Below are 8,048 nucleotides of genomic sequence, written 5' to 3'. Positions count from 1 at the left end.
TCGAACTTCCTTGTGGCTGTAGGGCTGAGGCCTTGTGGTCTGGAAGTTCGAAAATCGAACTTCCTTGTGGCTGTAGGGCTGAGGGGTCATTGTGGTGTGAAATTAGGTACACATCGTCGGCATTTACTTCTGGTCGGAGCAAATATAATCTATTAGGTTGATTCAATCCAATTCTTTTTTGCTCAAGTAAATTTGCTTTTTCTAGTTCCTTTTTGATCTTAACTACTTTTTCCTTAGCGCAATTAAGCATGTTCATTAACTCTTGGTTAGTGAAGATGAAGTAAATATTGCCATTGTCGTCAACCCAATTGTTTTTAACGGAGTAGGAGAAACGATCTTTAAGGATTGCGTATGCCACCTTAGTTTCTAATTTCAGTGGCTTATACTTTTCATTGGTAAAGAAGACCATAGGAAGCTGGTAAAACTTCTCAGCATATTCTTGATTGACATTGTAATAATTCTTTTTTGGCATTTTAAAAGCCCCTTTCTGTGTGTGAAGCACTTGCAGGGGCTTTAATTAATTATTCGTGTTGCATTAAATAGAGTTTGCCCTTTGACCAAGGGAAAACTTGTTGTATAATATTATCAAACGAAATATTAATCAAAGCACCTGCCCGAACTACCAATTCTGTAAGTGCTTTTTTTATTGATTTAGGTATATTATACCAAATTACCAAAGGCGATGGAACCCACGTTTGTGCGATTCTATCGCCTTTTTGCTACCAAAAAAGCCGCCCCGAAGGACGGCTTTGGTCTGTTAATGCATTACTTTTAACGCTTAAGCATTTCATTTAGTTCATGTAGGACTAAGTGAAGTTCGTGCAAAAACAGAATAGTTAGGATTGAGAAAATTACTTCTTGCATGATATTGCTCCTTTCTAGCTTTTTACAGCGATGTAGGGGCATAGACATGCCAAATTTATTTTACCATGTTATAATAATTATAGGATTGAGGAAATGTTCTTGCGTGAGTAAGGACATGTCTAAGGACGGCGGTCAACTGACCGCTTTTTTTGTTACCTGGAAAGTTTGTGAATTTTGTAAATATGCAAAAATAAAAAGCCTAATTTATGGGCTTTTTGAATTGTGTACGGTTTTATTTCACAAAGTAAAAAACATGGTCCTGGTAAAAATGTCGTAAAAATGCGGGTTAATACCAGCTATCATTAAAATTGCTATTTTAATGAGTAGTGCAATTTAGGTATCAGGAATAGCCTGTAGCTTTGACTGGCTGACCGAGCCGATAAGGAGAGACGCGTCCGCAGGCGTGGCTCGACCGGCGCAGGGCAGACACGGCATTGCGGAGGGCTATTCCTGATACCCTTATATCTTTCATGGAACACAAAAATGCACCAGATACAGGTGCATTTTTTGTTATTTCAAGGATATAAGGCTTTTGTGCATGGTGCGGCTTCGCTTTGGCAACGACCACATGGGAAGTCTCCTCAATAGCGAGTAAGCCAATCGCCCACTTTTATTAGAAGGATGGGATAGTGAGCGATTGGCTTACTTAAGGCTATTGAGGAGCCTTCCTGTCTACAACCGCGCGGCACTACGCCGCACCATGCACAAAAGCAAACTAAGCAATGCGGACTACTTGTCCGGCAAATATGCGATCTTCTGCTATCGCCCGATTGAGTGCGAGCAAATCAACTACAGGCATGCCATGTCTGCATGCAATTGAGTACCAGGTATCACCAGGTTGTGCCACATAGTCAAAGTCGACCAAGGAAAGCTGATAGCCGCTGTCGTCAGTATAGTAGCCGTAATAATCATAGGCCAGATACTGTACATCGCCCTCCACTTCATCAGTATAAACCCATGTGCCAGCTTCCGGGACGCCTGAAGCCTTGGCACCGCAATTAATAATGGTTAAATTAATCATTTTCGGCAGTTTAGACAGATCATACAAGCCATCATCTAGGTCACGCTTGAAGAAGGCTAGATCAATGCAGGAGCGGTCGTGGTAACGAGAGAGTAAATCGATCATTTCGATAATCCGTTCTTCACGATTCTTGCAGAATCTATCGCTGTTTATCAAAAGGGTAATTTTGCTCTTACTGGTGTAATAGAGCTTTACCAAACGCTTGGTAAAAGCAATGACATCATCAATATGCTCATGAAGGTCAGTAATCATAAAAGCATGTGTGGTCATCTCTGCCTTACGCGCTAGGTCAGTATGAATGGTTGCAAATTTATGATACTCAAATCCTGAAACGTGCAAGCACACACTTACTGTATTAATACCAAGCATTTTCAAGCGTTCATAGTGTTCAGGGGTTGATGTGGTAATAGCTGAACAATAAGCCATTCTAGGGTAATTTTGGGTAGTTACTGTTCTTGGTGGAGTTTGAATTGTAGTAGTCATTTGTGACATTATGCTGGAGTTCCTTCCTTTTGTAAAAATTGTGTAATTGCGTCTTTATGCTTCTGTGAGAGCCTTTTTGAGCCTTCGACTAGAATTGATCTAAACCAGGCTAAATCACCCTCATGAGCCTCTAAAATAGCTGAAAGCGTTGGAGAAATTTGACGGTCGACCCAAGAAATCATGTCTTCGATTGTTTTATCTTCTTTTTCAATTGTGAGCTGTAGTTTTTCGACATTTGATAAAAGTTCACTCCACCAAGGAGCCGTGGGCCATCTGGCTTGATTTCGATCAGCTATCGGCAAAATAAATCGTAAGTACTGTTTGAGGCTTCCTCTCAGCACGTAGCCTGGAGATTTATGACCATTTATCATGTGATCTACCAGTTTTTTCGCGCGATCTTTGCGATAAACCATTTCAAGGCGTGTCCATTTTTCAGGAATATCTTTCTGATCTGAATTAATCTTACGCTCTAGCGTCTTGTCATATACTCGGCAAAAAAGATCTGAAGCCTGAGAGCCGAAATACATCGTCCTACCTAAAAATGCATTGGTCGACGTTTGTCTTGACGTGACTTCGTCCCATTTACTCCAGCGAGAGGTAAAGTGCCCTTTGATCGCGGCATCGTGAATTTTGTCATAACTGACTATTTTTGATTCAAAATCATCGACTGCCAGGTCAATTCTCGTAAAATTCACGCGTTCATGTGCTGAGAGGACGCGGATAAGGTGCATTAGATCATGCTTTGCGGAGTATTGTCTGCAGCCTTGTCCTGTAATCATGACGTGTATGCCGCTCTGCGGGTTGATTTTAGTATCCAGGTCAACAACATCAGAATTGGCGGTAAACATGACGAAAATACTGCCACCTTGCCATTTGAGTTGATTATGGTACCCGAATCTTCCCTTGGCCAACGGTGAAAAATCCATCCAACCAAGATCTAACGTGTTAATCACCTTGGGTAATTGAGTGTTAAGCACGGTAAACTCTAGCCAGTCAATTTGTACTTTTAACATTGTCTCTATCCTTTTTTTCTGCATTCATGTATTTATTACCCCCCTATTACCCCCCTATTAGTAATAGGGGGTGTTAAGTACGAAACTCTTCTTTTTCTTGGGGCTAGCCCCAACCCCCACGCTCGCCGCTAGGCAAGGAAGCCAACTTTGTTGGTTTCCTTGTTTATAGCTTTAAAGCGAAAAAAGCTGTCAACTCCTTATCCTCGGACTTTGCAAGTCCTGCGGTACCGTTGACAGCCCTTTAGTTTTAGTTAACTACGCTGCCATTTTGGTTTCCATAGCAGTGGATCTATTTGGATCATGTAAGAAATTAATAGTCGATACCACGATTGTATGATGATATCTGACACACTTGGTATCATCGTCAATTGAAGTAGAAACTTGGAGACGACCTTGACACAAGACCTGTCGACCCTTTCCGCAATGCTGGGCAGTCGCAACTGCTAGCTTGTCAAAAGCAACGCACCTGATGAAATCCGCCTCATCTCGATTATTTTGTCGAGGTACGGCAACGGTAAACCAAGCATAGTCACGACCGTTGGAACTTTTCTTTAATTCAGGTGCATTTGTTAATCTTCCAAGTAACTTAATATCATTCATCTCTAATCTTCTCCTATAATTCAATTTTCGGTGTTAAATCGCTCAAATCTACTAGTGCAGACTGAGCATAGTGCGCAGTCATACCAAGGCTTTTATGTCCAAGCAAATACTGCACAGTTGTCAGTGGCACTCCTTTTTCAGTTAAAAGCGCCGCAAAGGTATGTCTAAGCAGGTGACAGTGAAAAGGTATGCCGGTCTTTTTGGCAAAATTTGTGGCATAGCCTTGCAAAGTCCGCTTAGATACTCTAAAAAGCGGGCGATTATCGACTTCTAGCTCGGCACGATACTTCCAAACTATTTCTGCTGCTGTCTGATCGATAATCGGTATGCATCTATCGCTGCCCCACTTGGCTTCGTGAATGTCGATGTAGACGGTTTTTCCGCGCAGAGTGATGTCTTCTGGCCGAAGATGCGCGGCTTCGCCTACACGGCACCCACTGCCATACATGAGCCAAAAGGCGGCTCTCGCATTTTCCTGAAGACCATCGATGTAAGCTTTAAAAATCTTCAGTTCTTCGTCGGTCAAACGTTTGATTCGTTTGACTTTGACATTTTTAGGGTAATCCGCAGGTCTGATCGGCACCTCAGAAATATACCCTTTGCTATATGACCAAACCAAATATACATGGATTGTCGATAAAATTCCACGGATTGTAGAAACCCGTGAACACTTTTCTAGGTCGATGCCCATTTTTTTTACCTTTTTCAATCTTCGCTCATATTCTCGTAAAGTCCCCTCGGCGCGACCTTCAGCACGCATATCTTCTAAAAATTCTTCGATTTTTTCCATTTGCGTAAATATAGAAATTGGTCGTGTGTCTACAATGAATCTTTGCCAGTGGGCCGAATTGCTTCAGATAGCTTGATAACAGCATTTGTAAGCCCATCCAGCTTAGTTTCTATGCGCATTATCAGCAAAATTGCGATTGCCACCCCAGCAGCTTGATCCATAATCATCTTAAAAATGTCCATATCTTATCCTTTCCGGATAATCTCACCCATGTTTGAAGCACAAACCTTGCATAAATCGAGCGATCCGACCAGCATATTTGAGCTCTCAGCGTTTTTAACATCCAAGCGGTAGCTGACATCCTTAACCCGACTGCAAAGCTCACATTTACGATATATGGGCTGAGCATATCCTACTAAATTTAGATAGTCCTTCATTTTCTCTCCTTACAAAAAACGGGAAGGGAACCAAATCCCTTCCCTTAAGCATTATTCAGCTTTTGCATCTGATGCAAAGATATCGTCAGTTTGAGTGGTGTAGTACTCAGCACCAACAACCTTAGCGTAGATAGCTACGCCGTCTTTTTCAAAGGCTGCGGCATCAACGATCTTTTGCATAGCAGACTTAACAGTTTCAGCTGAAAGATCCTGCTTAGGATATCTAACAGTGATCATGCTAGTTTTGTCTTCTGCAGTCTTAAACTTTAATTTTAAAACCTTCTTCATGGTCTATTCTCCTTTCTATGATTAAGCTTGTGGGACAACACGTGAGTTGTCTACTGCATAGATTTCATCACATGATGCGTCAAAAACATCTGTTAAAGCTTCGCTTACTGCATAAATTGCATCTGGTGTTGCTCCATCCTTCAAATTTTGAAGGGTAAAGTTATACTGGCCGCCCTTAGCAAGCTTAGTTCCCATCACAAATTTAGCTTTTCTGTCTACTAATTCTGCGGTTTGTGCCATTTTAGTCACTCCTTTTTCTTAGATTGATTTCTGTTAAAGGTCGAGAGTGTGAAACTCGAAAATTACTTGCGAAAGCATCAAAAAAAGCAATGATGCTTTCTCTGCGATTACTTTCTTCGCGATACATCATTGCTTAGTTTCTTTTCTTAAATTTATGTCTTTCTTGATGTGGTTTTATTATAACAAATAGTTATGCTTTGTGCAAAGCCATAATTAAATAGAATTGTATTACTCAATAATTTTTGAAATAGCCAATGGCTGATAATCTTTATATGCCTGCAACATTGCTTTAACAATCTGAGAGTCAAAATCAGTATCCAATTTTTCATTCAGTATCTGTTTGAAATCTGTAAAACTAATTTTGTCCTTCTGTCTGAGAATATCCAAAAATAGCTTGTCAATTTCATCAGATTGTTTTGAAGAAATCCCATAGTACAAGAGAAATGCTTCTCTATTAGGTGGGAAATCCAGTTTATCAATACAATCACGCAAAACGGATCTCATCAAATACAGTGTATATGTTAATTCATCAGATTCATGCATTTTAGACCAACAACTCCAGACCTAATCTAATCCAATATGCTAATGTTCTAGCGGTACTTGGGTTAACATGTGATGCGATTAATGCACTAGCAATTTGATCTTGAACTGCCTTAAATGATAAATCTTCCCATCTTGAAAGTTTTCTTAGCGTGGGAGTAACTTTATTGAGAACATTTCCAACTTCTACAGCAGCTTTTCTTCCTGCCACTTTTCCTACGGCACTAACTAATTTATTTCGATTTTTTAATACTGCTTTAACTGCAACCTTAGCACCTTTTCCCCAACCAATTTTTGATTCATTTAATGATTGTTCATTCTGAAAAGAAATACCATTGGTTGGTACTTGAAAAGTCTGTGTACTGCTATCAGAAGCCGTTTGAGTCGAAGAAGATGTCACTTCGGCAGCTTGCACACTATTTGAAACTACTTCAGCAGTGGGAACACTTAACAGAAGCGTTACTAATGACGTGAATACAACCTTTTTCAATTTCATTATTCTCACTCCTTATAAAACGCAAACATACTAAATGTTTACAAAAAATAATAATACCTATTGCTTTATTCCAGAATAGGCTTGTTTCAATTTGTTTATCATTTTATAAAATTAGCATTAAATATCAATAGTTAATACACATTTTTTTATCATTTTTAGTTAATCTATCTAAAAATCCAACTATACCAGTGTTTATCAGTCTTTTTATCTGAATCTAACTTCTCAGAGCTCGTCTCATCACTGTCTTTATGCATTAGTTGTGGTTTATCAGCGAGATTTAATTTCTGTGCCTGGTCAGCTAATCTATTAGCTGTATCTATCTGTTGATCTTTAATAGCCAGCTGTGATTTTAAGAATTCCACTTCTTCAGATAGTGCCTTAATGCGCGCATTTTTTTCCTGCATCAAAGCTTCCTTTGCATCTGGCTTAGTATCCCTATTATCATGGGCTTTCTTAAAGTCTTCTAACACTTGTGCAGAGTATAAAGGTGCATTACCTTTCATCTGTGCATTTTTAATTTTATGCTTAGCCAGCCAACGAGTAATTGTTGAACGATTATAGCCTGTAGACTTTGCAATATCAGCGACTGTGTAGAATTTTTTAGACATAATTTTCTCCTTTTGTTTGCACTAGTGCGCATTGATGCACGCATATATTAATTGCTGATAGCTTCTCTTTTTTCTAGAATTTCATCCGCGTAATTCTGGAACATATTCTTATAAGCTCCAAAGATGTAATTTTCGATATTAACTTTTTTACCTTCGTCATATATTCTTCGCGTCCGATTAAGTACCCGTCTCATCGTATTGCTGATTTCTTTTTGTAGTTTATGAGGCTCGATTCCCATTTCATTGAGGAACTGAATATCACTTGAACTTAACTTACGATTACCATCAATATTCAAAACAGCTTCAGCATATTTTATATTTTGCTTTTTTAACTCCTTAACAACACTGTTCTTAGCATTAAGAACGATGCCAGTTATTCTAGCCAAATCTTTAGGAGTTTTAACCCACATACTTAACAGTTTATAAGTATCTTGGTTAAAGATAACTGTGTCTTTTGTATCAGTTTGAGTGTAGTAGTTAGCAGCATTTTTTACTAAGTCTTTATTTTGTGCATCGATTTCTGCAGGAGTGTAATTACTTGGGGAGAAATCTAATTGAGTATTTTCCTGTGTCTTAATTGTATCTTCAGAAGAAGTATAGTATAGATAGGGTTCGATTTTCGAACTTCCTTGTGGCTGTAGGGCTGAGGCCCCGTTTTCCGGAAGTTCGAAAATCGAACTTCCTTGTGGCTGTAGGGCTGAGGCCTTGTGGTCTGGAAGTTCGAAAAT

Annotated in this window: 11 protein-coding genes and 1 pseudogene; all 12 read right to left on the bottom strand. The window is 39.5% G+C overall.

Annotated elements, in window-relative coordinates:
* Positions 1-472, bottom strand: a 472-nt coding sequence (locus tag CP355_RS09025; RefSeq protein WP_143468929.1) for a replication initiator protein A, incomplete at its 3' end; no start/stop codon positions are given.
* Positions 473-1,579: 1,107 nt separating this feature from the next.
* Positions 1,580-2,377, bottom strand: a complete 798-nt coding sequence (locus CP355_RS10630) for a LysM domain-containing protein (protein ID WP_233185848.1) — start codon at positions 2,375-2,377, stop codon at positions 1,580-1,582.
* Positions 2,377-3,381, bottom strand: coding sequence for a replication initiation factor domain-containing protein (locus CP355_RS09010; RefSeq protein WP_233185849.1), 1,005 nt, complete (start codon positions 3,379-3,381; stop codon positions 2,377-2,379). The genes CP355_RS10630 and CP355_RS09010 overlap by 1 nt, the downstream gene beginning before the upstream one ends.
* Before the next feature lie 255 nt (positions 3,382-3,636).
* Complete coding sequence (locus CP355_RS09005) at positions 3,637-3,981, bottom strand: single-stranded DNA-binding protein (protein WP_089150218.1); 345 nt, start codon at positions 3,979-3,981, stop codon at positions 3,637-3,639.
* 13 nt (positions 3,982-3,994) lie between these two features.
* The gene (locus CP355_RS09000) at positions 3,995-4,771 is read right to left on the bottom strand and encodes a site-specific integrase (protein ID WP_233185850.1); all 777 of its coding nucleotides are present in this window, start codon (positions 4,769-4,771) and stop codon (positions 3,995-3,997) included.
* Positions 4,772-4,800: 29 nt separating this feature from the next.
* Positions 4,801-4,953 carry a YvrJ family protein gene (locus tag CP355_RS08995; RefSeq protein ID WP_087712505.1) on the bottom strand — a complete coding sequence of 51 codons (153 nt, stop codon included), beginning with the start codon at positions 4,951-4,953 and terminating at the stop codon, positions 4,801-4,803.
* A 246-nt stretch (positions 4,954-5,199) separates the two neighbouring features.
* On the bottom strand, positions 5,200-5,436 hold the full coding sequence (locus CP355_RS08985; RefSeq protein ID WP_087712496.1) for a DUF2922 domain-containing protein: 237 nt from the start codon (positions 5,434-5,436) through the stop codon (positions 5,200-5,202).
* A gap of 21 nt (positions 5,437-5,457) precedes the next feature.
* Positions 5,458-5,676 (bottom strand): hypothetical protein, encoded by a 219-nt coding sequence (locus tag CP355_RS08980; protein WP_087712497.1) that lies wholly within the window; start codon positions 5,674-5,676, stop codon positions 5,458-5,460.
* A 228-nt stretch (positions 5,677-5,904) separates the two neighbouring features.
* Positions 5,905-6,219 carry a hypothetical protein gene (locus CP355_RS08975; protein WP_087712498.1) on the bottom strand — a complete coding sequence of 105 codons (315 nt, stop codon included), beginning with the start codon at positions 6,217-6,219 and terminating at the stop codon, positions 5,905-5,907.
* A gap of 1 nt (position 6,220) precedes the next feature.
* Positions 6,221-6,706, bottom strand: a complete 486-nt coding sequence (locus CP355_RS08970; RefSeq protein ID WP_087712499.1) for a hypothetical protein — start codon at positions 6,704-6,706, stop codon at positions 6,221-6,223.
* A 170-nt stretch (positions 6,707-6,876) separates the two neighbouring features.
* The gene (locus CP355_RS08965) at positions 6,877-7,320 is read right to left on the bottom strand and encodes a hypothetical protein (RefSeq protein WP_087712500.1); all 444 of its coding nucleotides are present in this window, start codon (positions 7,318-7,320) and stop codon (positions 6,877-6,879) included.
* Positions 7,321-7,367: 47 nt separating this feature from the next.
* Positions 7,368-8,048, bottom strand: a pseudogene (locus tag CP355_RS10325) (hypothetical protein); the annotation flags it as partial.

The organism is Lactobacillus sp. UMNPBX4, from assembly GCF_002554115.1.
GTDB lineage: Bacteria > Bacillota > Bacilli > Lactobacillales > Lactobacillaceae > Lactobacillus > Lactobacillus gallinarum.
The sequence above is the reverse complement of the archived record's forward strand: the minus strand, read 5'-3'. Positions and strand labels throughout refer to the sequence as shown.

What these genes read in the sequence shown, in the direction of transcription:
- CP355_RS09005 (WP_089150218.1), bottom strand. Translation starts at nt 3,981, where the DNA reads ATGAATGATATTAAGTTACTTGGAAGATTAACAAATGCACCTGAATTA.
- CP355_RS09010 (WP_233185849.1), bottom strand. Translation starts at nt 3,381, where the DNA reads ATGTTAAAAGTACAAATTGACTGGCTAGAGTTTACCGTGCTTAACACT.
- CP355_RS09000 (WP_233185850.1), bottom strand. Translation starts at nt 4,771, where the DNA reads ATGGAAAAAATCGAAGAATTTTTAGAAGATATGCGTGCTGAAGGTCGC.
- CP355_RS10630 (WP_233185848.1), bottom strand. Translation starts at nt 2,377, where the DNA reads ATGTCACAAATGACTACTACAATTCAAACTCCACCAAGAACAGTAACT.
- CP355_RS08995 (WP_087712505.1), bottom strand. Translation starts at nt 4,953, where the DNA reads ATGGACATTTTTAAGATGATTATGGATCAAGCTGCTGGGGTGGCAATC.
- CP355_RS08975 (WP_087712498.1), bottom strand. Translation starts at nt 6,219, where the DNA reads ATGCATGAATCTGATGAATTAACATATACACTGTATTTGATGAGATCC.
- CP355_RS08985 (WP_087712496.1), bottom strand. Translation starts at nt 5,436, where the DNA reads ATGAAGAAGGTTTTAAAATTAAAGTTTAAGACTGCAGAAGACAAAACT.
- CP355_RS08980 (WP_087712497.1), bottom strand. Translation starts at nt 5,676, where the DNA reads ATGGCACAAACCGCAGAATTAGTAGACAGAAAAGCTAAATTTGTGATG.
- CP355_RS08965 (WP_087712500.1), bottom strand. Translation starts at nt 7,320, where the DNA reads ATGTCTAAAAAATTCTACACAGTCGCTGATATTGCAAAGTCTACAGGC.